Origin of the sequence: Enterococcus sp. 2201sp1_2201st1_C11_2201SCRN_220225 (assembly GCF_040925905.1) — a bacterium.
Taxonomy (GTDB): domain Bacteria; phylum Bacillota; class Bacilli; order Lactobacillales; family Enterococcaceae; genus Enterococcus_C; species Enterococcus_C asini_A.
In genome coordinates this window covers 13933-14689 of the sequence record NZ_JBCOJC010000053.1, presented here as the reverse complement: position 1 = coordinate 14689, position 757 = coordinate 13933, and the positions used below count along the sequence as shown (strand labels likewise).

Genomic DNA, 757 nt, shown 5'->3' with positions numbered 1-757 from the left:
GTTCCAAAGCGTCTGACACTCGCTCAATCATTTCTTCTCGGGGAATCCCTTGATTTTCCATACCAAAGGCTACATCGTCTTCCACCGTGGAACCAACAAACTGGTTATCAGGATTTTGAAAAACCATTCCCACCATTTTGCGGATTTCCCAAATATTGTCTTCGTTTAAGTCTAGATTACCCACTTGAACACTGCCAGATTGAGGCAATAACAAGCCGTTAATGGTTTTGGCCAATGTGGATTTGCCACTACCGTTATGGCCGATAATCGCGACCCATTCCCCTTTTTTCACTTCTAAAGAAACCTCAGCTAGGGCCGGTCGAGGTGCCTCTGTATCATATGTAAATGTTATATCCTGCAATTTAATGATGGAATCCATGAGCATTTCTCCTCATTTGAAATTAGCAGGCCTAAACTGCGGCCAACACTATGTTTAAATCTATCAAAAAAAACCACTGATTTCAAATCATTCCTGTCTTTACACTTAAAAAAACCAAATTTTGGGTAAAAAAAAAGCACTTTATGATGAGAGCTTACATCCCGACCAAGGCCGGGATGCAGCGCTGAGCTAGACTCGGAAAAGTTAACAAGCCCTTCCAACATCATAACACTCTTAAAAGTTCATCCATAAAGTGATGTTAAGTGTGATCTTAAACTAGTTCCAAAATAACCATTGAAGCAGCATCGCCGCGACGTGGTTCGGTTTTCAAGATACGAGTGTATCCACCTTGACGATCTGCATAACGAGGAGCAACAT

At 41.6% G+C, this 757-nt stretch carries 2 protein-coding genes; both read right to left on the bottom strand.

Annotated elements, in window-relative coordinates:
* A partial coding sequence (locus AB5754_RS11635; RefSeq protein WP_368259606.1) for an ATP-binding cassette domain-containing protein occupies positions 1-379 on the bottom strand: 379 nt, incomplete at its 3' end.
* Between the two features lie 271 nt (positions 380-650).
* Positions 651-757 (bottom strand): bL17 family ribosomal protein (locus AB5754_RS11630; protein WP_368259608.1); only part of this gene is annotated, 107 nt, incomplete at its 5' end.